26 protein-coding genes are annotated in these 25,490 nt (G+C 71.3%); 11 read left to right on the top strand and 15 right to left on the bottom strand.

Annotated features, from left to right (window positions below; genetic code table 11):
• Positions 1–673: 673 nt before the first annotated feature.
• The 3 genes from IPK81_21325 to mtnN form a co-directional block, all read right to left on the bottom strand.
• On the bottom strand, positions 674–1,516 hold the full coding sequence (locus IPK81_21325) for an SDR family oxidoreductase (GenBank protein ID QQS12034.1): 843 nt from the start codon (positions 1,514–1,516) through the stop codon (positions 674–676).
• A gap of 30 nt (positions 1,517–1,546) precedes the next feature.
• Positions 1,547–1,900, bottom strand: a complete 354-nt coding sequence (locus IPK81_21320; protein QQS12033.1) for a hypothetical protein — start codon at positions 1,898–1,900, stop codon at positions 1,547–1,549.
• A 61-nt stretch (positions 1,901–1,961) separates the two neighbouring features.
• On the bottom strand, positions 1,962–2,732 hold the full coding sequence (gene mtnN / locus IPK81_21315; GenBank protein ID QQS12032.1) for a 5'-methylthioadenosine/S-adenosylhomocysteine nucleosidase: 771 nt from the start codon (positions 2,730–2,732) through the stop codon (positions 1,962–1,964).
• 123 nt (positions 2,733–2,855) lie between these two features.
• On the opposite strand from mtnN, the gene cysQ reads away from it, so the two are divergent.
• From cysQ to IPK81_21300, 3 genes are all read left to right on the top strand, one after another.
• Positions 2,856–3,629, top strand: coding sequence for a 3'(2'),5'-bisphosphate nucleotidase CysQ (gene cysQ, locus IPK81_21310; GenBank protein ID QQS15206.1), 774 nt, complete (start codon positions 2,856–2,858; stop codon positions 3,627–3,629).
• Entirely contained in the window at positions 3,626–4,591 is a 966-nt protein-coding gene (locus IPK81_21305; GenBank protein QQS12031.1) for a threonylcarbamoyl-AMP synthase, read from the top strand. Before cysQ ends, IPK81_21305 begins: the two co-directional genes overlap by 4 nt.
• 77 nt (positions 4,592–4,668) lie before the next feature.
• A complete protein-coding gene (locus IPK81_21300; GenBank protein ID QQS12030.1) occupies positions 4,669–6,165 on the top strand; it encodes an FAD-binding oxidoreductase in 1,497 nt (498 codons plus the stop codon).
• Positions 6,166–6,174: 9 nt separating this feature from the next.
• Here IPK81_21300 and IPK81_21295 read toward each other — a convergent pair whose 3' ends face one another.
• Positions 6,175–7,095, bottom strand: a complete 921-nt coding sequence (locus tag IPK81_21295; protein QQS12029.1) for a LysR family transcriptional regulator — start codon at positions 7,093–7,095, stop codon at positions 6,175–6,177.
• Between the two features lie 114 nt (positions 7,096–7,209).
• On the opposite strand from IPK81_21295, the gene IPK81_21290 reads away from it, so the two are divergent.
• Positions 7,210–7,806, top strand: a complete 597-nt coding sequence (locus IPK81_21290) for a pyridoxamine 5'-phosphate oxidase family protein (protein QQS12028.1) — start codon at positions 7,210–7,212, stop codon at positions 7,804–7,806.
• Between the two features lie 62 nt (positions 7,807–7,868).
• The gene (locus IPK81_21285; GenBank protein QQS12027.1) at positions 7,869–9,362 is read left to right on the top strand and encodes an FAD-binding oxidoreductase; all 1,494 of its coding nucleotides are present in this window, start codon (positions 7,869–7,871) and stop codon (positions 9,360–9,362) included.
• Positions 9,363–9,378: 16 nt separating this feature from the next.
• On the opposite strand, the gene IPK81_21280 is transcribed toward IPK81_21285, so the two are convergent.
• On the bottom strand, positions 9,379–9,654 hold the full coding sequence (locus IPK81_21280) for a hypothetical protein (protein ID QQS12026.1): 276 nt from the start codon (positions 9,652–9,654) through the stop codon (positions 9,379–9,381).
• 219 nt (positions 9,655–9,873) lie between these two features.
• Here IPK81_21280 and IPK81_21275 point away from each other — a divergent pair, with 219 nt between their 5' ends.
• Together IPK81_21275 and IPK81_21270 are read left to right on the top strand one after the other, a co-directional pair.
• Positions 9,874–10,245: a hypothetical protein gene (locus tag IPK81_21275; GenBank protein ID QQS12025.1), complete on the top strand. Its 372-nt coding sequence runs from the start codon at positions 9,874–9,876 to the stop codon at positions 10,243–10,245.
• A 62-nt stretch (positions 10,246–10,307) separates the two neighbouring features.
• Entirely contained in the window at positions 10,308–10,877 is a 570-nt protein-coding gene (locus IPK81_21270; GenBank protein QQS12024.1) for a tail fiber protein, read from the top strand.
• An 8-nt stretch (positions 10,878–10,885) separates the two neighbouring features.
• On the opposite strand, the gene IPK81_21265 is transcribed toward IPK81_21270, so the two are convergent.
• The 5 genes from IPK81_21265 to IPK81_21245 all read right to left on the bottom strand — a co-directional run bounded on the left by IPK81_21265 (position 10,886) and on the right by IPK81_21245 (position 15,208).
• Entirely contained in the window at positions 10,886–11,968 is a 1,083-nt protein-coding gene (locus IPK81_21265; GenBank protein QQS12023.1) for an adenylate/guanylate cyclase domain-containing protein, read from the bottom strand.
• A gap of 3 nt (positions 11,969–11,971) precedes the next feature.
• Complete coding sequence (locus tag IPK81_21260) at positions 11,972–12,925, bottom strand: hypothetical protein (protein ID QQS12022.1); 954 nt, start codon at positions 12,923–12,925, stop codon at positions 11,972–11,974.
• A complete protein-coding gene (locus IPK81_21255; GenBank protein ID QQS12021.1) occupies positions 12,926–13,894 on the bottom strand; it encodes a hypothetical protein in 969 nt (322 codons plus the stop codon). It lies immediately after the preceding gene.
• 2 nt (positions 13,895–13,896) lie between these two features.
• Positions 13,897–14,682, bottom strand: a complete 786-nt coding sequence (locus IPK81_21250) for an enoyl-CoA hydratase/isomerase family protein (GenBank protein ID QQS12020.1) — start codon at positions 14,680–14,682, stop codon at positions 13,897–13,899.
• Between the two features lie 73 nt (positions 14,683–14,755).
• Positions 14,756–15,208: a hypothetical protein gene (locus IPK81_21245; GenBank protein ID QQS12019.1), complete on the bottom strand. Its 453-nt coding sequence runs from the start codon at positions 15,206–15,208 to the stop codon at positions 14,756–14,758.
• A 235-nt stretch (positions 15,209–15,443) separates the two neighbouring features.
• On the opposite strand from IPK81_21245, the gene IPK81_21240 reads away from it, so the two are divergent.
• Positions 15,444–17,234, top strand: coding sequence for an acyl-CoA dehydrogenase (locus tag IPK81_21240; GenBank protein QQS12018.1), 1,791 nt, complete (start codon positions 15,444–15,446; stop codon positions 17,232–17,234).
• 15 nt (positions 17,235–17,249) lie between these two features.
• Positions 17,250–18,485 carry a cytochrome P450 gene (locus IPK81_21235; GenBank protein QQS12017.1) on the top strand — a complete coding sequence of 412 codons (1,236 nt, stop codon included), beginning with the start codon at positions 17,250–17,252 and terminating at the stop codon, positions 18,483–18,485.
• On the opposite strand, the gene IPK81_21230 is transcribed toward IPK81_21235, so the two are convergent.
• Positions 18,467–18,820, bottom strand: a complete 354-nt coding sequence (locus IPK81_21230; GenBank protein QQS12016.1) for a hypothetical protein — start codon at positions 18,818–18,820, stop codon at positions 18,467–18,469. The genes IPK81_21235 and IPK81_21230 overlap by 19 nt on opposite strands.
• A 199-nt stretch (positions 18,821–19,019) precedes the next feature.
• On the opposite strand from IPK81_21230, the gene IPK81_21225 reads away from it, so the two are divergent.
• The gene (locus IPK81_21225; GenBank protein ID QQS12015.1) at positions 19,020–20,879 is read left to right on the top strand and encodes an acyl-CoA synthetase; all 1,860 of its coding nucleotides are present in this window, start codon (positions 19,020–19,022) and stop codon (positions 20,877–20,879) included.
• Positions 20,880–21,038: 159 nt separating this feature from the next.
• Here the strand turns inward: IPK81_21225 and IPK81_21220 are convergent, their stop codons facing one another.
• From IPK81_21220 to IPK81_21205, 4 genes are read right to left on the bottom strand one after another with little or no spacing between them, the layout of a single operon-like run.
• Positions 21,039–21,824: an enoyl-CoA hydratase/isomerase family protein gene (locus IPK81_21220; protein QQS12014.1), complete on the bottom strand. Its 786-nt coding sequence runs from the start codon at positions 21,822–21,824 to the stop codon at positions 21,039–21,041.
• 30 nt (positions 21,825–21,854) lie between these two features.
• Positions 21,855–22,553 carry an ureidoglycolate lyase gene (locus IPK81_21215; GenBank protein QQS12013.1) on the bottom strand — a complete coding sequence of 233 codons (699 nt, stop codon included), beginning with the start codon at positions 22,551–22,553 and terminating at the stop codon, positions 21,855–21,857.
• Between the two features lie 2 nt (positions 22,554–22,555).
• Positions 22,556–23,344 (bottom strand): alpha/beta hydrolase, encoded by a 789-nt coding sequence (locus IPK81_21210; GenBank protein QQS12012.1) that lies wholly within the window; start codon positions 23,342–23,344, stop codon positions 22,556–22,558.
• A 7-nt stretch (positions 23,345–23,351) separates the two neighbouring features.
• The gene (locus IPK81_21205) at positions 23,352–24,647 is read right to left on the bottom strand and encodes an O-acetylhomoserine aminocarboxypropyltransferase (GenBank protein ID QQS12011.1); all 1,296 of its coding nucleotides are present in this window, start codon (positions 24,645–24,647) and stop codon (positions 23,352–23,354) included.
• A gap of 213 nt (positions 24,648–24,860) precedes the next feature.
• Here IPK81_21205 and IPK81_21200 point away from each other — a divergent pair, with 213 nt between their 5' ends.
• Positions 24,861–25,469: a hypothetical protein gene (locus IPK81_21200; GenBank protein QQS12010.1), complete on the top strand. Its 609-nt coding sequence runs from the start codon at positions 24,861–24,863 to the stop codon at positions 25,467–25,469.
• Positions 25,470–25,490: the final 21 nt, after the last annotated feature.

Raw genomic sequence — 25,490 nt, 5'->3', positions numbered from 1 at the left:
CACGCCGTGTCTGTCGAAACCCCGGGGCGGCCAATCCGCCCAACCCGTCAAAAAAACACTTCGTCTAAATTCCTGAACCCCAAATTCCTTAGTCGCTCAAAAACGCTTCCCAAAGTCGCTTCCCAAAATCGCTTGCCAAAGTTCAGAGCCAAAAGTCTGTCCGGTCGATTTTCATACCTTGCCGTATATCTTCGCTCTAAAACCCTTCGGCGCTTCGCCTCAGGTGATTTCGTTTTTAACGTTTCCTTGCAAAGCGAAACTACCCTAGCCCGACATTGGATTGAATATGATTTTTAAGTCATTGATTTTACAGTGTAAAAAACGATTAACGAACCTTTATAATGAACATAAGCAATGACATAAGTTTGTTTTAGATCAATGATTTATAGACCGATCTGAATGTAATCTTTATAACGACTGCATCCGAGCAATATTGAAGAATTAACGATAAATAAACTATCTATGTTATTGATTTATAATGTAAATATTTGATTTCTTGGCGGTTCGTCAAAAAATGACCCCGCATCGTTAATTTCTCATTATTTTATGATTGATCAATGGTTTGAGCGAAAATATGAAATCTGAATATGCGAGTTGATCGGGCGTCCGGCACCGAGCGCGCCGGCTCGATGACGGAAAAAATCTTCGCTGCTGAGTCGACCGACCGGCGAATTCAGGTGTCGATCCCGAACGCCTTGCGCATGCCCCGCACCGCCTCCTGATGCGGCCCCCACAGACGCCCGCCGACGAGGCCGCCATCGACCACCAGATCGTGCCCGTTCACGAAGGTCGACAGATCGGACGCGAGGAACACCGCGGCGTTGGCGATGTCGTCGGTCAGTCCAGCCCGTGGAATCGGCTGGTTCTTCGCCATTCCGGCCTTGACCGCCTCGGCCATGCCGTCGGCCTTGTCCGGCGGCAGACCCAGGGCCTTGGCGAAGATGCCGGTGGCGATGCCGCCGGGCGAGATCGCGTTGACCCTGATGTTGCGCTCGCCCAGCTGCATGGCGACGCAGACCGTCAGGTGGGTGACGGCGGCCTTGGCGGCGCCGTAGATCATCGAGGTCGACATGCCGGCGCGGCGCGCCGCCACGCTGCCGTTGTTGATGATGCTGCCGGAGCCCTGCGCCATCATCACGGGCGCGACGTGCTTCATGCCCAGCATGACGCTGCGCACCAGCGTCGCCATGGCGGCGTCGAAGCCGTCGACCGGCACCGTCTCGATGGCGCCGACCGGCGCGGGGCCGCCGGCGTTGTTGAACAGGCAGTCGATCCGGCCCCATTTCGCGACGCAGGCGTGGATGATCGCCGCCACGTCGGCCTCGACCGTCATGTCGCCTTGGACGAACAGGCAGTTGTCGTCGCCCAGCGCCGCCTGCAGCGAACGGCCGAGCCCGGCGCGGCGGCCGCCGGCCACGACCTTGGCGCCCTGCGCCACGAACACCTCGGCGGTGCGCCGGCCGATGCCGCTGGTCGCGCCGGTGACGATCGCGATCTTGCCGTCCAGCAGCCCCATGGCGCCGAGCCTCCGCGGTCGCGGACGCGCCTACTGCTTCTTGAGAGGACCGCCGAACTTGCAGTACCCGTCGAGCAGGATCGTGCCGCCGTCGCCCGCGGTCTTTCCGGTCACGTCCATCTTGCCGCCGCCACCGACGACCGCCGTGCTCTTGAAGGCGCCGCCGTCGTCGGCGGTGGCTTCGAAATTGCGCTGCGGCCGCCCGTCCTGCTGGAACAGGCCCTTGACGGCGGTCCCGGTGACCGTGACGTCGATCTTCATCTTGTAGGACGTGCAGTTCCCGCCGCCGACGCCGTAGCCGTACCAGCTGTATGTCTGGGCCAAGGCGGCGGCGGGAACGAGGAACAGAATCGCGGCGAGAGCGGCGGAACGGGGGATACGCATGGGTCTCTCCTGTTGTGGTCGGCGTGATCTTGCCGGCGGCGGGGGCCGCGCGGCAGGCCTGTTAGACGACCTTTGCGGCGACTCTGAGGACGGTCGCCGCGAGCCCCGCCGCGACCGGCAGGAACGTCCGGAAATCGAGATGGCTCTCGGCGCCGGCCAGATCGCTGAGGCAACGCACGTTGACGAAGGGGGTTTCGCCAAAGCGGGCGCAGATCTGGGCCACGGCGCCCCCCTCCATCTCGACCGCGACGCCGCCATAGGAGTCGAACAGGCGCTGGCGCGTGCCCTCGCAGTTGATGAACGTGTCGCCCGAGACGACGGTCCCGAAGCGGATCGCGGGCGTGCGGCCGCCCGCCACGTCGGGCGCCAGCGCCGGCAGCGCCGTGCCGGCGAGCGCGCGGCGCAATCCCTCGACCAGCGCGGCGGGGACATCGTAGCCGTGCTCGCGGCCGATGCCCGGCAACGGCGGCACGCCTGCCTGGTAGGTGAGAAGCTGGCCGTCGACCAGCGCGCCGTAGTCGTGCTGCAGGTTGCGGGTGGCCACCACCACGTCGCCGACGCCCAGCGCCGGATCCAGCCCGCCGGCGACGCCGCAGAACATCAGCGCGCCGCAGCCGAAGCGCGACAGCAGCAGCGTCGCCGCCATCGCGGCGTTGACCTTGCCGATGCCGCACTCGACGAACCAGGCGTCGCGGCCGGCGATGACGCCATGGGTGAAGACCTGGTCGCCGATCCGTTCGACGGCGCCGGCGGCCTCGTCGAGATGGGCGAACTCCTCCGGAATGGCGGATAGCACGCCGATCGGGCGGCCGGAGACGGGGGCGGCGGTCATGGGAGGGGTGCCTCGACGGGTTCTTGGGCGGGCTGTGCCGATGGAGGCCGTAGGCTATAACGACGCCCCCGCCCGCCCCAAGCGAAAGACGCCTCGTTGCCGCCCTCCCCGCACGCCGCGCTGATGCCGGCCCTGACCGACCTCGCCCACGAGGCCGGCGCCGCCATCATGGCGATCTACGCCAAGGTCGACCACGGCGAGCGGCGCAAATCCGACGCCTCGCCGGTGACCGACGCCGACCATGCCGCCGAGGCCGTGATCCTCGCCGGGCTGGCGCGGCTGACGCCGGGAATCCCGGTCGTGGCCGAGGAGGAGGTCGCGGCCGGCCGCATGCCGGACGTGCGCGGCGGCCCGTTCTGGCTGGTCGACCCGCTCGACGGCACCAAGGAGTTCCTCAAGCGCAACGGCGAGTTCACCGTCAACATCGCGCTGGTCGAGGATGGCCGGGTGGCGCTGGGCGTGGTCTCGCAGCCGACCATCGACACGACGTGGCGCGGCGTGGTCGGACTCGGCGCCGAGATCGTTGTCGACCGCGCTCCGCCCCGTCCGATCGCCACACGGCGGCCGCCCGCGGCCGGATACACCGTGTTCGCCAGCCGCAGCACCGCGATCTACAGCCAGCTCGACATCTGGCTGCGCAACAACGGCGTGCCGGTGGCCGAGCGCAAGCAGGCGGGATCGTCGCTGAAATTCTGCCTGATCGCGGCCGGCGAGGCCGACATCTACCCGCGTTTCGGGCCGACCATGGAATGGGACACGGCGGCCGGCCAGGCGGTGCTGGAGGCGGCCGGCGGCGAGGTGCGCGACGACAGCACCGGCGCGCCCCTGCGCTACGGCAAGCCCGGCCACAAGAACCCGTGGTTCGTGGCGCGGGGCGTCCCCGCGGGGCGGAGTTGAGCGCCGGTGTCGTCCCGCCCGACGCCGACGGCGTGACCCGCGCCGCGGCGTCGCTGCGCGCCGGCGCGCTGGTCGCGTTCCCGACCGAGACCGTCTACGGGCTGGGCGCCGACGCCACCGACGACCGCGCCGTGGCGCGCATCTACGAGGCCAAGGGCCGGCCGTCGTTCAACCCGCTGATCGCGCACGTGCTCGACGTGGCGCAGGCGCGCGAGCACGTCGAATGGACGGACACGGCCGGCAGGCTCGCGGCGCGGTTCTGGCCGGGTCCGCTGACGCTGGTGCTGAGGCGGCGTCCGGATTGCCGGGTGTCGCTGCTGTGCAGCGCCGGGCTCGACACGCTGGCCATCCGCGCGCCGTCGCATCCCATCGCGCAGGCGCTGATCCGCGCCGCCGGCCGGCCGGTGGCGGCGCCCAGCGCCAACCGCTCCGGCGCCGTCAGTCCGACCCGCGCCGAGCACGTCGTCGAGTCGCTGGGCGACGCGGTGTCGGTCGTCATCGACGGCGGCCCGTGCCTGGTCGGCGTTGAATCGACGGTGCTCGATCTGACGACCGCGCCGCCGACGCTGCTGCGGCCGGGCGGGACGACGCGCGAGGCGATCGAGGCGTTGATCGGCCCGGTCGCCGCCGGCCCCGCGATCGGCGTGGCCGGCACGCTGCATTCGCCGGGCCAGCTCGAAAGCCACTACGCGCCCGAACGCGGCGTGCGGCTCGACGCCACGTCGGTCGGCGCCGACGAGGGGTTGCTGGCGTTCGGCCGCGACGCGCCGCCGGGCGCGGCGCTGACGCTCAACCTCAGTCCCGAAGGCGATCTCGGCGAGGCGGCGGCGAATCTGTTCGCCATGCTGCGCGCGCTCGACCGTCCCGGCATCGGCCGCATCGCCGTGGTACCGATCCCCGAGCGCGGCCTGGGCGTGGCGATCAACGACCGCCTGCGCCGCGCCGCCGCGCCGCGCGCCTGATCCGCGGCCGCCGCACGGCGCGGCGCTAGACGGCCGCCGGGCGCTGCCGCAAGATCGCGCCCAACCGGAGGAAACAGATGCCCGACACCTATATCGCCCCGTCGTCCGCCTTCCACGCCAAGCTGGCCGCCATCGTCGGCGAGAAGGGCCTGGTGGTCGATCCGCAGGCGGTGAAATTCCACACCACCAACTGGCAGGGCAACGCGCTTGGCACCGCCGCCGCCGTGGTCAAGCCCGCCAGCACCGAGGAGGTGTCCGCGGTCGTCAAGCTGTGCGCCGAGCACAACGTCAAGATCGTGCCGCAGGGCGGCCTGACCGGGCTGATGGCCGCCGGCATCCCCGTGCGCGGCGGCGACGAGCTGGTGCTGTCGCTGGCCCGCATGAACCGCATCATCGACGTGAATCCCACCGCGTACACGATGACCGTCGAGGCCGGCGTGGTGCTGCAGACCATCCAGCAGACCGCGATCGAGCACGACCGCTATTTCCCGATCAGCCTCGGCGCCCAGGGCTCGTGCATGATCGGCGGCAACCTGTCGACCAACGCCGGCGGCGCCACGGTGCTGCACTACGGCAACACGCGCAGCATGGTGCTGGGCCTCGAGGTGGTGCTGCCCGACGGCCGGATCTGGGACGGCATGCGGGCGCTGAAGAAGGACAACACCGGCTACGACCTCAAGGACCTGTTCGTCGGCGCCGAGGGCACGCTGGGCATCATCACCAGGGCGATCCTCAAGATCTTCCCAAAGGCCAAGGACGTGGCGACGGGCTGGATCGCGATCCCCGATCCGAAGGCGGCGCTCTCCCTGCTGTCGGAGGCGCGCATGGCCTCGGGCGACACCGTGACCTCGTGCGAGCTGGTGCATTCGATCGGGCTGGAGGGCGTGCTGAAATACGTGCCCGGCCTGCAGCGGCCGCTGGCCGACAAGCACGAGTGGCAGCTTCTGATGGAATGGTCGTCGACCCGCGCCGCGGCGGCCGACGGCGCCGGCTCGATGGCCGAGCGCATGGAGGGCTTCCTCGCCGACGCGCTCGAGCGCGGCCTGGCGCTGGACGCGACCATCGCCCAGTCGGAGGCGCAGGCGCGCAACATGTGGTCGATCCGCGAGGGCCACGCCGAGGCCAGCCGCCGCGATCCCAGCCCCAGCGCCTCGTTCGACATCTCGGTGGCCGTCCACCACATCCCCGACTTCATCGAGCGCTGCAACGCGGCCTGCGTGAAGGCGGTGCCCGGCGTGCGGCCGCGGCCGATGGGCCACATGGGCGACGGCAACCTGCACTACTCGTTCCAGGCGCCGGAGGGGCTCAACGACCGCACGGCGTTCGTGCCGATGGTGCGCACGCTCGACCGCATCGTGCACGACATGGTCAACGAGATCGGCGGCTCGATCTCGGCCGAGCACGGCATCGGCTCGATCAAGCTGCTGGAGTTGGAGCACTACCGCTCCAAGACCGAGCTCGACGTCATGCGCGCCATCAAGAAGGCGCTCGATCCGCAGGGCCTGATGAACCCCGGCAAGGTGATCCGCGTCGATCCCAACGAGGAAGTGCGCGAAGGCCTGCCGATGCGGTGAGCGCGGCGCTCAGCGGCGCGGCGTCCGGGGCCTGATCTCCAGCCGGCGCAGCGCCCGCGTCAGGTGCGGGGCGGCGTGGTCGATGAAGGCGCGGACCTTGGGCGCGACCAACCGGCTGCCGGGATGCACGAGCTGGACGGCCACCGGCGGCGGCGCGACGGCCGGCAGCACCTCGCGCAGGGCGCCGGCGCGGATCCGGTCGGCGACGATGTACGACAGCGCCATCGTGATCCCCTCACCGCGCTCGGCCGCCTCGATCGCGGCCAGCGCGTCGTTGACCACGAAGCGCGGCGCCACCGCGACGGCGCCGGCGCGCCGTCCCGGCGGCCAGACGGCGCCGGCGGCCAGGGCGCCGAACCCGATGGTGGCGTGCGATTCGAGGTCGGCCGGCCGCTTCGGAGCCCCGCGGCGGGCGATGTAGGCGGGGCTCGCCACCAGCAGGCGCCGCACCTCGCCGACCCGCCGCGCCGACAACGTGGAATCCGGCAGGTCGCCGATGCGGATGGCGAGGTCGATCCCCTCCTCGATCAGGTCGACGACCCGGTCGACCAGCGTCAACGAGACCGACATCTGCGGATGGGCGTCGAGGAACGCGCCGAGGACAGGCGCCAGCACCGAGCGGCCGAACGTCACCGAGGTGGTGACCGCGAGATGGCCGCGCGGGACGAGCGCCTTGCCCGAGACCTCCCGCTCCGCCGCGTCGGCGGCGACCAGCGCGCGGCGGGCGGCGTCGAGGAAGCCGGCGCCGGCGTCGGTCAGCGCGACGCGCCGCGTCGTGCGGTTCAGCAGCCGCGCGCCCAGCCGCGCCTCCAGCGCCGCGACCGCGCGGGTGACGGCAGGCGGCGAGCGCCGCAACCGCGCGGCCGCCTTGGCGAAGCCGCGCGCCTCGGCCACGGCGACGAAGATCTCCATCTCGCTGAGGCGGTCCATTCATTCCATTTATCACAATAAATAATTCCCGTAATTTCCAATTATTCCATCATGCCACGCGCCCATATTGACGGCGTCGACGGCGCCGCGCCGTCCGACCCACAGGAGGCCGCGATGGCACACCGCTTCGCAGAGATCGCGTTCACGCCGGAGATCCGGGAACTGCAGCGCCGCGCCGGCAGCCGCGACGCCTACGCCCGCCGCGAGGCGGTCCCGGAGGCGGTCAACGCCGCGTTCGGACCGCGCGAGGCGGCGTTCATCGAGAGCCGCGACAGCTTCTACATGGCGACGATCGGCGGCAACGGCTGGCCGTACGTGCAGCATCGCGGCGGCCCGCCCGGCTTCCTGCGCGTCCTCGACCCGCGCCGGATCGGCTTCGCCGACGTGCGCGGCAACCGCCAGTACATCAGCGTCGGCAACGTCGCCGCCGACGACCGCGTCAGCCTGTTCCTCATGGACTATCCCGCGCGCACGCGGCTGAAGATGTTCGGCCGCGCCCGGCTGGTCGAGGGCGACGCGCTGGCGGGCTGGCTCGAGGCGGGCGGCATGGCGGTCGACGGCGTGGTCGAGCGCGGTGTCGAGATCGCGCTGGAGGGCTTCGACTGGAACTGCCCCCAGCACGTCACGCCGCGGTTCACCGCCGCGGAGGTCGAGGCGATGGCGGCCCCGCTGCGGGCGCGCATCGCGGAGCTGGAGGCCGGCAGGGTCTAGACCGGGCCCCCGGCCCGACAATCGGGACAACGTCGCGCTGCCGCCGGCGGGACACGGCCGGTATGGTGCGGCCGCCAGAGTCGTCCTCCGAGTCCGCGATGCCCGATTCCTACGCCCTGATCCCCGCCCTCGTGCCGCCCGGCGTGCTCGACGCGATCCACAGTGTCGTCGGCGACAAGGGATTCACGAAGGATCCGGCCGAGATGGAGCCGCACGTCGTGGAGTGGCGCGACAACTACCATGGCCGCGCCGCGGCCGTGGTGAAGCCGGCGACGGTCGAGGAGGTGTCCGCCGTCATGCGCATCTGCAACGACGCGGGCGTGCCGGTGGTGCCGCAATCCGGCATGACCGGGCTGACCGGCGCCGGCATCCCGCACGAGAGCGGCGGCGAGATCGTGCTGTCGCTGCGCCGCATGAACCGCGTGCTGTCGGTCAATCCCGAGGCCTACACGATGACGGTCGAGGCCGGCGTCGTGCTCAAGACGATCCAGGAGACGGCGTCGTCGCACGACCGGCTGTTCCCGCTCAGCCTCGGCGCCGAGGGCAGCTGCATGATCGGCGGCAACCTCTCGACCAACGCCGGCGGCGTGCAGGTGCTGCACTACGGCAACACGCGCGAGCTGGTGCTGGGGCTCGAGGTGGTGCTGCCCGACGGCCGCGTCTGGGACGGGCTGCGCTCGCTGAAGAAGGACAACACCGGCTACGACCTCAAGCACCTCTTCATGGGCGCCGAGGGCACGCTGGGCGCCATCACCAAGGCGGTGCTGAAGCTGTTCCCCAAGCCCAAGGACGTGGCCACGGCGTGGCTGGCGGTGCGCGATCCCGCCGCGGCGGTCGAGCTGCTGTCGCGCGCCACCTCGGCCAGCGAGGACAACGTCACCTCCTGCGAGCTGATGGGCCGGCAGGGTCTGGAGTTCGTGTTCCGCCACATCCCGGGCTGCGCCGATCCGCTGACCGAGCGGCACGACTGGTACGTGCTGATGGAATGGTCGTCGGCGCGCGTGGCGCCGCCCGAGGGCGCGATGGTGCCGCGCATGGAGGCGTTCCTCGGCGGCGCGATGGAGGACGGTCTCGTGCTCGACGCCGTCGTGGCGCAGTCGACGGCGCAGGCGCAGTCGTTCTGGCGGATGCGCGAGAGCCACTCCGAGGCGCAGAAGATCGAAGGCCCGTCGATCAAGCACGACATCTCGGTGCCGGTCGGTCGCATCGCGGAGTTCGTCGACAAGGGGATCGCGGCGATGCGCGGGGTGATGCCCGACATCCGGCCGGTGCCGTTCGGCCATGTCGGCGACGGCAACCTGCACTTCAACGCCCAGGCGCCGGCCGGCATGGACAAGGCCGCGTTCTTCGCCCGCGGCCACGACGTCAACCACGCCGTCTACGAGCTGGTGCGGGCGTTCGACGGCTCGATCTCGGCCGAGCACGGCATCGGCCGCTTCAAGCTGGCGGAGCTGGAACGCTACCGCTCGGCGACCGAACTGGACATGATGCGCGCCATCAAGCGCGCGCTCGATCCGAAAGGCGTGATGAATCCCGGCAAGGTGATCCGCGTCTAACCCGACGCGGAGACGGTCAGCGCTCGACGACCGTGTAGTCGGCGTCGCTGACGCGGGCGCGCCGTGCGACCTTCGCGGGGGCCGGCGTCATCGACGGGCCGCCGCCGTGGCCGAACCAGCCGGCGATCATGTCGCGCGCCTTGTAGATCAGCACGCCCACGACGACCGCGACGAGGAACGCCGCGAGCAACGCCACGCCGAAGCCGATCAGCGCGATCACCAGCGCCGCGCCGAGCAATCCGCGCAGCCAGAGACCCAACGGCAACCGTGACAGCGCGCGCAGCATGCCCATGTCCATGCCTCCCCGCCGGCGGCGCCCCGCGCCCCGGTATGTAAGATGTAGTGCGCCCATCGGCATTTGTCACGTCGTCGGACGGAACCTCTTGCAAACGCTCGATATTCGAGCGCGCAGCCGTCGGTCTGGCGGTGATTTTCCACCGGTTCCGAGATTCCGCGGCGGGTGTGAACGATCTCACATCTTCGCCCGAGTCGGGCGGCTACGCTCCGCACCATGGACGACGGATCCGCCGTCGCCCGACAGGGAGCGAGGACGATGTTCATTCCACCCAACCGCTACGCGCCGCGCCCAGCGTGGGCGCAAGTGCTGACCTCGATCGGTCCGAAGATGCATACGCCGGAGTTCGATCTGGTCGCCTACTGGCAGTGGCGCACGTTGCCGACGCCCCGTCCAATCGATCAGGCCTGGGCCGATCTCCGCATGACCGTGGAGACGGCGAAGAAGGCGCTGGCGATGTCGACGAGGGAGCCAGACGCCGTGAACATGTCGAGCATCATTCCGCCGGAGATCTTCAGCCGCCTCCTTGCGCGCGCGCGCGGCTCGACCAACCCCAGCGAAATCGCGGACGACGCCGTCCTCGAATAGGGCGTACCAACGGGGCGCCACGACGACGCCCCATCCTTCCGTCACCAGAAAGGAACCGTACCATGGCCGATGACATGTTTGCCGAATCGCTAGCGAAGGGATGGGTGTTGGGAGAGATCCGCGCCTTCGCGTTCCCGTATGACCCGAGCAGCCGCTTCTGCCAGATGCTGGCGCGCGCCGGTTGGATGTACGCCGATGGCCGCTCGCTCACCCATCGGGCTCATCACGATCTTTGGGAGGTGATTCAGAACCGGTGGGGGACGACGGAAGCAGGCAGCCAGTTCAACATCCCCGACCTCCGTGGCCGCTTCATACGCGGCGACTTCTCGAACGCGACGCCTGACGACGGCGTCCGCGCCAGCCATTTCAACGACCAGCGCGCCGCATCCAACGCCGGCGGCGAGGCCACCGGCGTCGGCAGCCTCCAGATGAGCGCCGTCGGCCCGCACCGCAACGGTCTCATCCATGGCGTGCCGCTCGGCAACCTGCCCGCCAGCAGCCCGTTCTGGGCGGCTTGCTATGTCGGTTCCGGCTACGGCGAAGCCAATCCGCCCGCCGTGGTCGAGCAGGGCCTCGAGACGCGGCCGCAGAACGTCGCCCTATCCTATTGGATCTTCGCCGGCCGTCCCTGACCACCGGCCTAGCTCACTGACAGCACGACCTTGATCTCGCCGATCTGCACCCGCGCGCCGGGGCGGGCCAGCACGGGGCGGAACGGCTCGAGCCGGTGGCCGTCGACGGCGGTGCCGTTGGTGGCGCCGAGGTCCTCGACGCCGAGGCCGCCCTGCGCTAGCCGGAAGCGGACGTGCCGGCGCGAGACGCTGTCGTTCTCGATGACCACGTCGCAGTAGCGCGGCAGGCGGCCGAACACGAGGCCGTCGGGCCGCGCCATCATGGCCCCGTCGAGCACGATGTCGACCGGGACGCCGGCGCGGTCGGCGCCGGTCAGCCGCCACACCGGCATCGGGGGCGGCGCCGGCGGCGGCGCGGACGCCGGCGTCCCGGTCGACCAGGGTGTCGGCGGCGAATGGGTCTGCCACGACGGCTGCGCGGCGGCGCCATGGATCACCGTCGGGATCGATCCCGCGGACGCACCGCCGCGTGAATCGGGGAACGCCGGATAGCCCGCCATCTGCCCCGACGGCGCCGACGGCGCGGGCGGCGCGGGCGGCGCCTGCGGCGGCATGGCGCCGGGCGGAATCGAGGCGGTCGCGGGATCGAGCCGGAAGACGCGCACCGGCCGGCCGATGTTCTTGAGCTGCCTCTCGCCAAGGTCCTCGAAGGTGAACGGCAGCTTGCCGTAGACCGCCTCCAGCATCCGCCCAGAGAGCAGCACCATGCCGGGGTCGGCCAGGCTCTGGAGCCGCGCCGCGACGTTGACGTCGTCGCCGAAGATGTTGTCGCCGTCGACGATCACCTCGCCGAGGTTGATGCCGACGCGCACCACCATGCGCCGCGACTCGGCGATGCCGACGTTGCGCGCCACCATGCCGGCCTGGAGGTCGACGGCGCAGCGCACGGCGGCGACGGCGCTGCCGAACTCCACCAGCATGGCGTCGCCGGCGGTGCCGACCAGACGGCCGGAATGGCGCGCCAGAGACGGCTTCCAGACACCCTCGAACACGTCCTTCAGCTCGCGGAAGGTGCGCGTCTCGGCGCCCTCCATCAGGCGGCTGTAGCCGACGATGTCGGCGTGCAGGACGGCGGCGAGGCGGCGCTCCATCGCTCAGCCCCCGGCCTCGTGGACGACCATCTCCGCCGGCCGGTCGAAGTACCAGGCGGTCGTCGGCGCGACGTGCCCCGGCGGGACCACCGCCGGTCCCGACGGCTCGAGCGCCACCCAGTCGCGTCCGGCGTGGCGGACGATGGCGTCGCCCGGCGCCGGCGGCAGATCGACAAGCAGCGCGACATGCTGCGGCAGCGTCAGGAACGCCACGCGCCGGCCCGGCGCCAGCGTGCGCAGGATCGCCGCCAGCGCCACCGTCTTGCTGTCGCAATCGCCCTTGGCGATCCGGAACATGGCCGGCGGCGGCGCGAACTCGATGCCGCCGGCGGCGCGCGGGTCGACGAGGTCGTCGTACGGGATGGACTGCACGAACGCCAGCGCCAGCGCGATGCGCGCGCGGTCGTCGGCGCCGGCGAGCTGCGCCGCCAGCGCGAGCGCGACCGGCCGCACGGCCGCGGTGTAGCGGGCGGTGGCGGCGCGGTAATCCATGTGGATCGCAGGCCCGTCGGCGCGCCGCGTGTGCCGGGCGAGCCAGCGGTTGCGGGCGCCGTCGACGATGTCGTCGAGCCTCGCCTGGAAGGCCGCCGCGCCGGGCTGCGTCTCGGGCGCGAAGCGGATCGACATGCCCTGGCCGACGCGCGTGACCCGCAGCGTGACGCCGGCGCGGCGCGCCTCGGCCAGCACGGCGTTCTCGATCTCGAGGTAGAGGTGCGGGATCGAGTAGTCGCGGAACAGCGCCATGGCGGCGTCGACCTCGGCGACCGGGAGGCGGAACGCCAGCGTCCGCGCGGCGCCGGCGGCGTCGCGGAACGCGAACGAGAATTCCATCGCGCCGCCGACGACGCGTTGCGACGACGCCGTCATCTGGGCGCGCGCCGGCAGGCCCGCGCCGAGGGACGCCGCGGCCGCGAAGGCCGCCACGCCGAGTCCGCGCGCCGCGCGTGCGATCGTCATCTAGCCCCCCAGCGGCCAGAGCGTGAACGACGCGCGGTCGAGATACGGCGCCGTGCGCGGCGCCACCCGCCCCGGCGGCGCCATCGCGGGACCGGCCGCCTCCATCGCCACGTAGACCCGCCCGCCACCGCGCATCCAGGCGTCGCCGGAGGCCGCCGGCATGTCGATCGCGAGGATCGCGTGGCCGGGCATCGTGGCCATCGCCACGGCGCGCGACGGCGCCAGCGCGCGCAGCACGCAGCCCAGCGCGAGCGATTTGCTGTCGCAGTCGCCGCGGTTGATCTCGAACAGCACCGGCGGCGGCGCGAAGTCGGTGCCGCCGTTGCGCACCCGGTCGCTCAGCTCGTCGTAGGGGATCGCCTGGAACAGCGACAGCGCCAGCGCCACGCGGCCGCGCTCGTCGAGGCCGTCGGAGATCCGCGCCAGCGCGTGGGCCAGCGGGTTCATGACGGCGACGTAGCGGCGCGCGGCCGCCTGGTAGTCGACCGACAGGATCTGCCCGTCGATCCGCCGGAGGTAACCTTGGGCGTAGCGGGCGCGCGCGGCGTCGATGGCAGCGTCTATCTGGCGCCGCGCCTCCACCAGCCCTTCGCCCGACGAGCCGCGCAGCTGGTACGAGATGGTCAGCGCGTTGGGGTTCGCCTGCGTCCGCTTGTCGATGACCAGCGTGGTCGAGGTCCACTTCGACGCCGTCTCGCGCATCGCCGCCTCGATGCGCTGGCGCATGTCGTCCATCGAGAACTGCCGGAAGATGCGGGCGCCGGCCTCGATCTCGGCGGTCGGCACCGCGAACGTGATGTCGCGCTCCCGCTGCGCGTGGTCGAGCCAGCGCACGCGGTACCACGTGTCGGCGCCGGAACGCGTCTTGCCGTAGCCGGTCTGGCGCGCCACCGCCGCGCCGCCGCCGACGAACGGCGCCGCCGCCAGCGCGCCGCCCGCGAGCGCGAACGAACGACGGCGCAGGGACATGCTCAGCGGCCCCTGAACACCGGCTTGCGCTTGGCGGCCACGGCGGCGATGCCTTCCGCCAGATCCTCGGAGGTCGCGCAGGCGCGGATGCGGGCGCGCAGCGCGGCCTCGTCGAAATCGCTGCGCGCGATGTCGTTGAGCGAAGCCTTCGTGCCCGACAGCGACAGCGGCGCCAGCGCCGCCAGCGAGGCGGCGACCGCGTCGACCTTGGCGCCGAACGTGGCGCGCTCGCACAGCCAGTCGACATAGCTGATGCGCAGTAGCTTGGAATCGTCGAATTCCTCGGCCAACAGCAGGAAGCGCTTTGCGACGCCCGGCCCGAGACGCTCGGTGAAGCGGCGCAGGCCGCCGGGATAGTAGTGCAGGCCCAGCCGGCCGGCCGGCAGGAACGAGCGCATGCCGCGCACGCCGACCCGCAGGTCGCAGGCCAGCCCCAGATCCGTGCCGCCGCCGTAGACGCCGCCGTTGAACGCCGCCACCGTCGGCACGCGGCAGGCCTCGAGCCGGTCGCAGAGTTGCTCGAAGCCGTAGCGCCGCTGGCCCTCGCCGGAATCGTCGCCGGCGCGCTCGCCCGGTTTCAGCGAGCCGAGATCGAAGCCGGAGCAGAAGGTCTTCTCGCCGGCCCCCGTCACGACCAGCACGCGCAGGTCGTGGGTGGCGTCGATCGTGTCGAGGTGGTGGATGAACGCGCGGATGTCGTCCGGCGCCAGCCGGTTGTGCACCGCGGGATTGTTGAGGGTGATGGTGGCGCGCGCCCCATCGACGGTCAGCAGGATGTGTTCGCTCATGCGGTGATTTTAGCCGCTCTCGCGGCCGGCCGCACCCTCAACCGTCGTCGGTCCCGTCCGGGGCGCCCGATGCTCAGCGGAACGTCGACGGTGCACCGCGCGCGGCGTTGCGCTGGCCGCGGCCGTTGGCCCACTGGCCGTAGGGGTTGCCGCTCCACGAGCGCTGCTCGTGCGCGGCGGCGCCGGCTTTCGCCCACGCGCGCTGCGACGCGCCGGCCTGGGCGGCGCCCTGCTGCGCCTGGCGCACCTCCTTCTGGCGACGCGCGGAGGACGCCGACTGGATTTGGTGGATGCGCTGCAGTTCGGCGGCCCGCGCCTTCGCCGAGGCCTGCTCGGCCTGGTGGCGGGCGGCGCTCTGGCAGGCGGCGGTGCCGCGATGGGCGTCCTGGCAGGGCTTGAACGCGCCCGGCTGCGCATGGGCATAGCCCTGGTGCGAGCCGCCGTCGCCGCTGGAGCGACCGTGCGCGGGCGCCGCGATCGAGGCGGCGGCGATGGCGAGGAGCAGAGCGGTGAGCGTGGGTTTCATGGTCGTCCCCCTAGGCTTCGGCGTCGGACCGGCGCTTCCGTCGGTCTTGTTGATCTATGAAATGAGTATCTACTCACTTATTAAGGCGGAATTGTGGCAATTTGCGCCGGTCGGCGATTGTCCGGTCGGTGCCGCCGCCGGTTGCCGCTCACGCCGCCGGTGGACGGGACTCCCGGGGCGTCGTAAAGGCGGCCGGACAGGCGGACGCCACAAGTCCGCGCCTCCGGAGACGCAGATGACCTACGCCGCACCGCTCGCCGACATCCGCTTCAGCCTGCGCGAGCTGGCCGACCTGCCCGGCGTGGCGGCCCTACCCGGCTACGAGAACGCCACCGAGGACATGGTCGACGCCGTGCTCGAGGAGGCCGGCAAGCTGTCCGCCAACGTGCTGGCGCCGCTGAACCGGGTCGGCGACAAGCAGGGCGCGAAGCTCGAAAACGGCGTTGTGCGCACGCCGGAGGGCTTCGCCGCCGCCTACCGCCAGTTCGTCGACGGCGGCTGGAACGCCCTGCCGTTCGATCCGGAATACGGCGGCCAGGGCATGCCGTGGCTGCTGGCCACGGCGGTGCAGGAGATGTGGCAGTCCGCCAACATGGGCTTCGGGCTGGTGCTGCTGCTGAACCAGGGCGCCATCGACGCCATCCACCACCACGGCTCGGCCGAGCAGAAGGCCGTCTACCTCCCGAAGATGATCTCCGGTGAATGGACCGGGACGATGAACCTGACGGAGCCGCAGGCCGGGTCCGATCTCGGCCAGCTGCGCTCGAAGGCGGTGCGCGAGGGCGGCCACTACCGCGTCAGCGGCCAGAAGATCTTCATCACCTATGGCGAGCACGACATGGCCGAGAACATCGTCCATCTCGTGTTGGCGCGCACGCCCGACGCGCCGGCCGGGGTGCGCGGCATCTCGCTGTTCATCGTGCCCAAGTTCCTGCCCAAGGCCGATGGAACGCCGGGCGAGCGCAACGACCTGCGCTGCATCTCGCTGGAGCACAAGCTCGGCATCCACGCCAGCCCGACGGCGGTGATGTCGTTCGGCGACGACGGCGGCGCGGTCGGCTATCTGGTCGGCGAGGAGGGCCGCGGCCTGTCCTACATGTTCACGATGATGAACAATGCGCGCCTGGCCGTCGGCCTCCAGGGCCTGAGCGTCGCCGAGCGCGCCTACCAGCAGGCCGTCGCCTACGCGCGCTCGCGCGTCCAGTCCAAGGACGACACGCGGTCCGATCCGAAATCCGTGTCGATCATCCACCACGCCGACATCCGGCGCATGCTGATGACCATGCGCAGCCAGATCGAGGCGATGCGGGCGCTGGCCTACCACACCGCCGCCGGCATCGACGGCGCGCTGCGCCATCCCGACGCCGCGACGCGCCGCAAGGCGCAGGACCGCGTCGATCTGCTGATCCCCGTGGTCAAGGCGTGGTCGACCGACCTCGGCAACGAGATCGCCTCGCTCGGCGTGCAGATCCACGGCGGCATGGGCTTCATCGAGGAGACCGGCGCGGCGCAGCACCTGCGCGACGCGCGCATCCTGCCGATCTACGAGGGCACCAACGGCATCCAGGCGCGCGACCTCGTGGGCCGCAAGGTCGCCAAGGACGGCGGCGAGACCATGCTCGGGCTGGTCGCGGAGATGCGCGCGCTGGTCCCGCTTCTGAAGGCGGCGCCGGGCGACGACATGGAGTCGCTGGCGCAAAGCGTCGCGGCGGCGGCCGACGCGCTGGAGGACGCCACCAGCTGGGTCGCGGCCACCGTGAAGGGCGACATCGGCGCGGCGCTGGCGGGTTCCGTGCCCTTCCTGCGGCTGGCGGCGACGGCGCTGGGCGGCTGGCTCGTCGCCAAGGCGGCGCTGGTGGCGCAGGGCAAGCTCGCGACGCGCGACGGCGATCCGGCGTTCCTCGAGAGCAAGATCGTGACCGCGCGGTTCTACGCCGAGGTGATCCTGCCGCCGGCGCTGGCCCAGCTCGGCCCCCTCAAGGCCGCCGGCCGCACCGTCTTCGCGCTGAGCGAGGACAGGTTCTAGCGCCGCGAGCGCGGAATGGACGGGTTGATCGAGCTTCCGGAGGACGCGGCGCGCGCATTCGCGGGTGGCTTCGATCTCTCCGGGCTGACGCCGGAGTTTCTCGACGACCCGTTCCCGCGCTACCACGCGCTGCGCCGCTTCGCGCCGGTCAAGCGGCTGCCCGACGGCTCGGTCTTCCTGTCGCGGCACGCCGACTGCGCCGGCGTGTACCGCGATCCGCTGATGAGCTCCGACAAATCGGTCGAGTTCGGCGCCAAGTTCGGCGCCGGCACGCCGCTGCACCGGCACCACACGACCAGCCTCGTGTTCAACGATCCGCCGCTGCACACGCGGGTGCGCCGCCTGCTGTCGGCCGCCTTCACACCCCGGGCCCTGAAGGCGCTCGAGCCGCGCATCGCGGCGCTGGTCGACGGCCTGCTGGACCGCGCCGCGGAGTCCGGCGGCATGGACCTGGTCGAAGATTTCGCCTTCGCGCTGCCCGTCGAGGTGATCTGCGACATGCTCGGCGTGCCGCGCGCCGACCGCGCGCCGTTCCGGCGCTACTCGCTGGCGATCCTCGGCGCGCTGGAGCCGGTCGTGCCTCCTGAGAAGATGAAAGCCGGCAACGAAGCCGTGGCGGAGTTCTCGGCCTATCTCGACGCGCTGATCGTCGAGCGCCGCAAGCGCCCGGCCGACGACGACGACATCCTCGGCGCCCTGGTCCACGGCGAGGTCGACGGCGAGCGCCTGACCCGCGAGGAGTTGATCCAGAACTGCGTCTTCCTGCTCAACGCCGGCCACGAGACGACCACCAATCTCATCGGCAACACGGTCGACGCGCTGCTGCGCTTCCCCGACCAGCTCGCGCGGCTCCGCGCCGAGCCCGGCCGGATCCGCGGCTGCGTCGAGGAGGGCCTGCGCTTCGAGAGCTCGAACCAGCTCGGCAACCGCCGCGCCGCCTCGGACACGGAGATCGGGGGCGAGCGGATCGCGGCCGGCACGTACATCCACATCGGCATCGGCGCCGCCAACCGCGATCCCGCCGAGTTCCTCGACCCCGACCGCTTCGACATCGGCCGGACACCCAACCGCCACCTCGCGTTCGGTGGCGGCGCCCATATGTGCCTCGGCGCGACCCTGGCGCGCATGGAGGGCGCCATCGCCATCGGCCGGCTGGTGGCGCGCTTTCCCGGCCTGCGTCGAGACGGCGCGTTCACGCGCGGCGGCCGCGCCCGCTTCCGCGGGTTCGCGCGCTACCTCGTGGCGTGGTGAGCCCGATCAAGCCCGCTCCAACGGCCGCGCGGCACGGGATACGGATAAGGCACGAACACCGGATACGGCACGTAGGCGGGCGGCGGCGCGACGAGCACCGGCGCGTGACCGCGGCGCGGGCGCTCGGCCCACGATTCGACGCGGGTGCGGCCGCGGCTCCCGCGGTCGTCCTCGATCACGTAGGTGTCGACGCGCGTGCACCGGCCGGACGAGCAATTGCTCGACGTGTTCGAGGACTGGCTGTCGGCGGCGGCCGGCCCGGCCGCGAGCCATGCGGCGACCGCCAGCGCGGCGCCGGCGGCGAGGCGTGGGAATCGCGCGCGGTCCTGAAGCATCGATCGCCTCCGTAGCGGCCACCGGGGGAACGGCCAATGGCGGAACCATCGCGACGCCTCGAGGCGCAGGTGCGGTGGGATCGTGGTGAGATCGTGGCGGGATCGCAGCCGACGGCCAGCGCCGGCGCGGATGACAGGTCACGCCGTCTCTGATGAGATCGCCGCCGCGAACCGAGGAAACGAAGCCGGGGAAACGCCGATGCCCATCCGTACGCACGCCGATATCGTCGAGCTCGAACGCGTGCCGGTGGCGGAGCGCATCCGCCACAACAACGTCCTCGACGTCATGCTCGAGGCGGCGGAGCGCAACGCCGACCGCGTCGCCATCCGGTTCCTGAGCGGCGCCGGCGCCGCCGATCCGGTGCGCGACGTGACGTTCAAGGAGATGATGCGGCGGACGATCCAGAGCGCCAACCTGCTGCGCGCCCAGGGAATCGGGCCGGACGACACCGTCACGCTGCTGATGCCCAGCCTGCCGGAGACGTTCTTCACCTTGTGGGCGGCGGAGATCGCCTGCGTCGCCAATCCCGTGAACTATTTCCTCGAGCCGTCGCAGATCGCCGGCATCATGAAGGAGGCGGGATCGAAGGCGCTGGTCGCGGTCGATCCCTCGATCTATCCCGATCTCTGGCCGAAGGTCGAGGCGATCCGCGCCGCGATGCCCGGCCTGAAGGTCATCCGCGTCGGCGGCCGCGGCGCCAACGCGCCGGGCGTCATCGACTACGACGACGCCGTCGACGCCCAGCCCGGCGACCGCTTGGTCGCGCCCAAGACGCTGGCGCGCGACACGGTGGCGGCTCTGTTCCACACCGGCGGCACCACCGGTCTGCCCAAGCTGGCGCGCCACACCCACGGCGCCATGGCGCTGATGGCGTGGACCAACACGCTGTTCTTCGATCTCGGCCCGGGCACGGTGATGCTCAATCCGCTGCCGCAGTTCCACGTCGGCGGCACGCTGTTCGGCGGACTGGCGCCGTTCGCCGCCGGCTGGACGGTGGTGATGCCGACGCCGCTGGGCGCCCGTAACCCCGCGATCGTGCGCGAGTACTGGGGCATCGTCGAACGCAACAAGGTGAATGTCGGCGGCGCCGTGCCGACCTCGCTGGCGGCGATCATGAACGTGCCGCGCGACGGCCACGACACCTCCTCGCTCAAGGTCTTCGTCACCGGCGGCTCGACCGTGCCGGTCGAGCTGATCCGCCGCATCGAGAGCGAGATCGGCGTGCCGGTGATCGAGGGCTACGGCATGACCGAGGTGCACTGCTACTCGACCATGAACCCGATGCACGGCGAGCGGCGGCCCGGTTCGGTCGGCCTGCGCGTGCCCTACACCGAGGTGCGCGTCGCCGACGTCGGACCCGACGGCGCGATCGTCGCCGACCGGGCGCTGGGCGAGATCGGCCACGTGCTGATGCGCGGGCCGCAGGTGACGCCGGGCTATCTCAAGCCGGCCCACAACAAGGGCGCGGTGCTGGCCGACGGCTGGCTGGACTCGGGCGATCTCGGCCGGCTCGACGCCGACGGCTACCTGTGGCTCACGGGCCGATCGAAGGACCTGATCATCCGCGGCGGCCACAACATCGATCCGATCGTCATCGAGGACGTGCTGACACGCCATCCCGCCGTCGAGACCTGCGCCGCCGTCGGCCGGCCGGACGGCTACGCCGGCGAGCTGCCGGTCGTGTTCGCGCAGCTCCGCCCCGGCGCCAGCGCGACGCCGGAGGAGCTGCTGGCCTTCGCCCGCGAACGCATCCCCGAGCGCGCGGCGGCGCCGGTCGAGGCCATCGTGCTGCCGCTGATGCCGGTCACCGGAGTCGGAAAGATCTTCAAGCCTGCGTTGCGGATCGAGGCGGCGCGCCGCGTGTTCGACGCCGCGCTCGCGCCGCTGCGCGCCGAGGGCGTCGAGGCGTCGGTGGCGGTCGGCGACGACGCCACCCACGGCACGCTGGCGACGGTGCGCGTGGCGGCCGGCGGGAAGCTGGCGCGCGACGCGGTCGTGAAGCGCTGCGCCGAGCTTCTGGGCGCCTTCCAGATCCGCCACGCGGTGGCGTTCGACTAAGGGGGCGCCACGGCGCCGTCGGTCCGCTCCCTCTCCAAGTCATCCCGAGCTTCGCGAGGGATCTTTCCGCCGTTCAAAGATCCCTCGATGCGCTCGGGATGACGGTTGGAGCGTTCACAGCGATGCGTGCCAGCAAGCGCCGCCCATCGGCGGCCGGAGCTACGCGTCCAACCACACCGGCTTGCGCTTGTTCAGGAACGCGTCGACGCCCTCGGCGAAATCGGCGGTGTCGGCCAGCGCCGCCACGGTCTCGAGTTCCAGCGCCATGCCGTCCTCGAAGCTCATGCCGCCGCCGAGCGTGATCGTGCGGCGGATCGCGGCCAGCGCGGCGGCCGGCTTGGCCGCCAGCTCCTCGGCGTAGGCCTGGACGCGCGCGCGCAGGTCCGGCGGCGGAACGACCTCGTCGACGAGTCCCCACGCGAGCGCCGTCGCGGCGTCGACCATCCCGCCGTCGTAGAGGTAGCGGATGGCGCGCGGCCGGCCGATCAGGCGCGCCAGCGCCTGCGTGGTGGCGATCGGCGGGATGAAGGCGATGCGTATCTCCGGTTGGCCGAGCCTGGCGTCGCCGGCGGCGAACCGCAGGTCGCAATGCAGCGCCATCTCCAGACCGCCACCGACCGCGGTGCCGTTGACCGCCGCCAGCAGCGGCTTGGATGAACCGCGCAGCAGGCGCGCGATGTCGTGGCACAGCGTCGCCCAGCCGCGCATCTCCGGCCCCTTCATCGTGGCGAACGCCTTGAGGTCGGCGCCGGCGCTGAAATACCCCTCGACGGCGCTGGCGAGCACCAGCACGCGGACGTCGGGGTCGGCCAACGCGGCGCGGATCGCGGCGCGCACCTCCTCGACCATCGGCTGGGTGAAGGCGTTGACCGGCGGTCGCGCGAACTCCAGCCATGCCACGCGGCGGACCGTGGTGAGACGGACGGCGGTGGAGGCGTCGGCCATGTCGGCTCCTGCGGCGCTGGATGGCGGCTGTCAGCCGGCGGCGAGCGGCACGCTCAGCAGCGCGCCGAACTCGGCGGCGAGATCGGCGCTGACGCGCGCGTGTACGCGGCCCTGCTTGTCGAAGAAGCGCCCGCGCGGTCCGACCGGAAACGTGCCCTCGTGCCAGATCGAGGGATGGATGTAGACGCCAAACGATCCATCGGAGCGCAGCGCCACGAAATCCTCGGGCTTCACATCGTCGCCTGGCCTGGCCACGGGCACCACGAACGGCCGGCCGTCGAGCGGCCAGAAGAGCTGGCCGCCATCGGGATGGTAGTTGGCGTGCCACAGCAGGACGCGTGCCGGCGCGTCCTCGGCGCCAATTCCGTCGCCGGCAGCGCCGTCGAGCGCCACCGCGGCGGGCGAGCCCGGCGGCTCGCGGAAGCCGATGACGTAGTGGCCGCCGACCGCCTCGTTGCGGCCGTACAGCCGGTTGCCGCGCCATTCACACGCGAACACGCCTTCGGTGGTGCCGCCTTCGTCGCCGGTGCCGGCGTCGAGCCGGCGCCAGCCCGCCAGCGGCCATGGCGTGATCTCTACGCGGTGCGCGCGCGGATCGCGCACGATCTCGCCATAGCCGCGAATGGTCGCTTCGGTCGCCGCGATCACCGGCACGTCGACGACGCGCAGGCCGGCGGGGACTTTGGGATCGAGGTAGTCGAACACCACCCCGCCGCCGGCGGCGTCCATGCCTAGACCACGCCCTTCAGGGCGGCCAGCGTCTCGTCGGGCTTCTCGACCATCATGAAATGGCCGCAGCCCTCGAGCGTCACCATGCGGCTGCCGGCGACGGCGTCGGCCAGCGGCTTGCACTTGGCCGCCGGCGTCATCTGGTCGCCGTCCCCGCACACGAACACGGTCGGGCAGCGCGTCGCCAGGGCGCGTGCCGGCGCGTCCTTGTAGGCGTCGCAGGCGGCGAGGTCGTTGTGGATCACGCCGGGCGCCGCGGCGTCGAGCACCGCCAGCGACTCGCGCGTCAGCCACAGGCCGGGACTGACCATGCCGCCGCCCTGGGCCGGCTTGCCCAGCCCCCAGAACGTCATCAGCTCGCGCACTTTGCGGGTGTTGGCGCGGGCCGATTCCAGCATCTCCGGATGCACGGGCATCGCCGTGGCGATGCCGCAAAGGCCGAGCGCGCGGACCCGGTCGGGATACCGGCCGGCGGCGTCCAACGCCACGAGGCCGCCCATCGAATGGCCGACCAGCGCCGCCGACTTCAGACCGGCGGCGTCGAGAAGCCGGATCGTCCAGTCGGCCATGGCCGCGATCGTCGACGCCGGCGCGCCGCCAGAGCGGCCGTGGCCCGGCATGTCGACAGCCAGCACGGCGCGGCCGTGATGCGCGAAGTAGCGCGTCTGCAGGCGCCACAGCGTGCGGTCGAGCCCCGCGCCGGCGAGGAAGACGATCACGGGCTTGGCGGCGTCGAACGCCACGCCACCGGTGGTCGCGAAGACGGGGACGCCGTCGACGGTCAGCTCCATGGCGCCCTCACACCTTCACGGCGGCGCGAAGCGCCTGCGACAGGTCGTCGACCAGGTCGTCGATGTCCTCCAGCCCGACCGACAGCCGGATCATGCCCTCGCCGATGCCGACGGCGCGCAGCTCCTCGGCGGTCATCTGGGCGTGCGTGGTCGAGGCGGGATGGATCACGAGGGACTTGGCGTCGCCGACGTTGGCGAGGTGGGAGAACAGCCGCAGCCGCTCGATGAAGCGCTTGCCGGCCTCGCGTCCACCCTTGATGTCGAAGCTGAAGATCGAGCCGGCGCCGGCCGGCAGCAGGCGCTTGGCCAGCTCATGGTCGGGATGGTCCGGCAGATCGGGCGACAACACGCGCTCGACCGCGGCGTTGGCGGCGAGGAAGGCCGCGACCTTGCGCGCGTTGGCGACGTGCTGGCGCATGCGCAGCGGCAGAGTCTCCAGCCCCTGCAGCAGGTAGAACGCGTTCTGCGGCGACAGCGCCGGGCCGAAATCGCGCAGCCCTTCGGCGCGGGCGCGCATGATGAAGGCGTGCGGCCCGAACTCGGCCTGAAAGTCGATGCCGTGATAGCCGGCGTAGGGCTGCGTCAGGGTCGGGAACTTCCCGGACGCGCGCCAGTCGAACCGGCCGGCCTCGACCAGCACGCCGCCGATCGCCACGCCATGCCCGCCGATGAACTTGGTGGCCGAGTGCATGACGATGTCGGCGCCGTGCTCCAGCGGGTTGCACAGGAACGGCGAGGCGAAGGTGTTGTCGATCATCAGCGGCACGCCGCCGGCGTGCGCCACGGCGGCGACGGCCGGCAGGTCGAGAACCTCGCCGCCGGGATTGCCGATGGTCTCGCCGAACACCAGCCGGGTCTCCGGCCGCAGCGCGGCGCGGAAGGCGGCGGGATCGCGCGGATCGACGAAGGTGGTCTCGATGCCGAAGCGCGGCATGGTGAGGCCGAGCAGGTTGCGGCTGCCACCGTAGATCGAGGCCGAGGCGACGATGTGCGCGCCCTGCCCCATCAACGTCGCGACCGCTATGTGGAGCGCCGCCTGGCCGCTGGCGACGGCCAGCGCGCCGGTGCCCTTCTCCAGCGCCGCGACGCGCTCCTCCAGCACCGCGACGGTGGGATTGGAGATGCGCGAGTAGATGTGGCCGCCGACCTCGAGGTTGAACAGGCTGGCCGCGTGCTCGACGTCGCGGAAGACGTAGCTCGTGGTCTGGTAGATCGGCACGGCACGCGCGCCCGTCGCCGGGTCGGGCCGTTGGCCGGCGTGCAGCGCCAGCGTGTCGAATTTCGGGAACTTGGCCTCGACCATGGCGTTCCTTCGCGTGCGGAGGGACGCGGCCGCGCGCGTCACGTGCGCCAGACTAGACGAGCGCGGCGTGGACGGCGACGTGTTTCAAGGCGGCGCTTCGGCCGGCGGCCGTTCCGCGGTATGATGTCGCCGCGCGTCCGAGGCCGGGCCGCGACGCGCCCGACGGCGCGTCGCCGGACGAGACAATGAAAACCCGGCCGAGGGACCCCTCCGATGCCTCCATCCCGCTGGATCCGGGCAGGCGCCGCGTTCGCGGCCTGCCTCTGCTTCGCCGCGCCGGCCGCCGCCCAGACGGCGTCGAACGGACCGCTCTGCGACGGCGTCGCCACCGTCGCGGCCGCGACCCCGCCGGCGCCCGTCGCGCGCCTGATCTGCACGCCCAAGGCGCTGGGTTTCGTCTGCAGCACGACCAACCTCCGGGTCGCCGTCGCCGCCGGCTTTGGCGGCCGCTCGCAGACTCTCACGGTGGCGCCCTACGAGACGTTCACGCCGCCCAAGGGCCGCAAGCTCGCCGGCTTCGACGTCGACATGGTGGTCTACGCCAGCCGCAGCGACGGCGGCCGCGTGCTGATGATGATCGACGTCGGCGGCGGCGCGCGCACCTTCGACCTGACGGCCGACATCAAGGCCGGCGGCGGCGGATTGCGCACGCTGCGCTTCAGCACCGACGGCACGATGCTCAGCGACGGGCTGCCGGGCGACGAGGAGGCGGTCGCGCGGCTGCCGATCCACCTGCTGCTGACCGCGCAGACCCGCTCAGCGGCCGACACCGCCCGCATCGACGTGATCGAGATCGAGGTGCGGCCGGTCTTCGGGCTCTGACCGGCCCGCGCCCGTGGCGGC

This window comes from Rhodospirillales bacterium (assembly GCA_016699855.1).
In the GTDB taxonomy this organism is placed as follows: domain Bacteria; phylum Pseudomonadota; class Alphaproteobacteria; order Reyranellales; family Reyranellaceae.
The sequence above is the reverse complement of the archived record's forward strand: the minus strand, read 5'-3'. Positions and strand labels throughout refer to the sequence as shown.

Coding starts and splice junctions, on each gene's coding strand:
- IPK81_21325 (QQS12034.1), bottom strand. CDS start 1,516: ATGGGGCTGCTGGACGGCAAGATCGCGATCGTCACCGGCGCGACCAGC.
- IPK81_21320 (QQS12033.1), bottom strand. CDS start 1,900: ATGCGTATCCCCCGTTCCGCCGCTCTCGCCGCGATTCTGTTCCTCGTT.
- mtnN (QQS12032.1), bottom strand. CDS start 2,732: ATGACCGCCGCCCCCGTCTCCGGCCGCCCGATCGGCGTGCTATCCGCC.
- cysQ (QQS15206.1), top strand. CDS start 2,856: ATGCCGGCCCTGACCGACCTCGCCCACGAGGCCGGCGCCGCCATCATG.
- IPK81_21300 (QQS12030.1), top strand. CDS start 4,669: ATGCCCGACACCTATATCGCCCCGTCGTCCGCCTTCCACGCCAAGCTG.
- IPK81_21295 (QQS12029.1), bottom strand. CDS start 7,095: ATGGACCGCCTCAGCGAGATGGAGATCTTCGTCGCCGTGGCCGAGGCG.
- IPK81_21290 (QQS12028.1), top strand. CDS start 7,210: ATGGCACACCGCTTCGCAGAGATCGCGTTCACGCCGGAGATCCGGGAA.
- IPK81_21285 (QQS12027.1), top strand. CDS start 7,869: ATGGTGCGGCCGCCAGAGTCGTCCTCCGAGTCCGCGATGCCCGATTCC.
- IPK81_21280 (QQS12026.1), bottom strand. CDS start 9,654: ATGGGCATGCTGCGCGCGCTGTCACGGTTGCCGTTGGGTCTCTGGCTG.
- IPK81_21275 (QQS12025.1), top strand. CDS start 9,874: ATGGACGACGGATCCGCCGTCGCCCGACAGGGAGCGAGGACGATGTTC.
- IPK81_21270 (QQS12024.1), top strand. CDS start 10,308: ATGGCCGATGACATGTTTGCCGAATCGCTAGCGAAGGGATGGGTGTTG.
- IPK81_21265 (QQS12023.1), bottom strand. CDS start 11,968: ATGGAGCGCCGCCTCGCCGCCGTCCTGCACGCCGACATCGTCGGCTAC.
- IPK81_21260 (QQS12022.1), bottom strand. CDS start 12,925: ATGACGATCGCACGCGCGGCGCGCGGACTCGGCGTGGCGGCCTTCGCG.
- IPK81_21255 (QQS12021.1), bottom strand. CDS start 13,894: ATGTCCCTGCGCCGTCGTTCGTTCGCGCTCGCGGGCGGCGCGCTGGCG.
- IPK81_21250 (QQS12020.1), bottom strand. CDS start 14,682: ATGAGCGAACACATCCTGCTGACCGTCGATGGGGCGCGCGCCACCATC.
- IPK81_21245 (QQS12019.1), bottom strand. CDS start 15,208: ATGAAACCCACGCTCACCGCTCTGCTCCTCGCCATCGCCGCCGCCTCG.
- IPK81_21240 (QQS12018.1), top strand. CDS start 15,444: ATGACCTACGCCGCACCGCTCGCCGACATCCGCTTCAGCCTGCGCGAG.
- IPK81_21235 (QQS12017.1), top strand. CDS start 17,250: ATGGACGGGTTGATCGAGCTTCCGGAGGACGCGGCGCGCGCATTCGCG.
- IPK81_21230 (QQS12016.1), bottom strand. CDS start 18,820: ATGCTTCAGGACCGCGCGCGATTCCCACGCCTCGCCGCCGGCGCCGCG.
- IPK81_21225 (QQS12015.1), top strand. CDS start 19,020: ATGCCCATCCGTACGCACGCCGATATCGTCGAGCTCGAACGCGTGCCG.
- IPK81_21220 (QQS12014.1), bottom strand. CDS start 21,824: ATGGCCGACGCCTCCACCGCCGTCCGTCTCACCACGGTCCGCCGCGTG.
- IPK81_21215 (QQS12013.1), bottom strand. CDS start 22,553: ATGGACGCCGCCGGCGGCGGGGTGGTGTTCGACTACCTCGATCCCAAA.
- IPK81_21210 (QQS12012.1), bottom strand. CDS start 23,344: ATGGAGCTGACCGTCGACGGCGTCCCCGTCTTCGCGACCACCGGTGGC.
- IPK81_21205 (QQS12011.1), bottom strand. CDS start 24,647: ATGGTCGAGGCCAAGTTCCCGAAATTCGACACGCTGGCGCTGCACGCC.
- IPK81_21200 (QQS12010.1), top strand. CDS start 24,861: ATGCCTCCATCCCGCTGGATCCGGGCAGGCGCCGCGTTCGCGGCCTGC.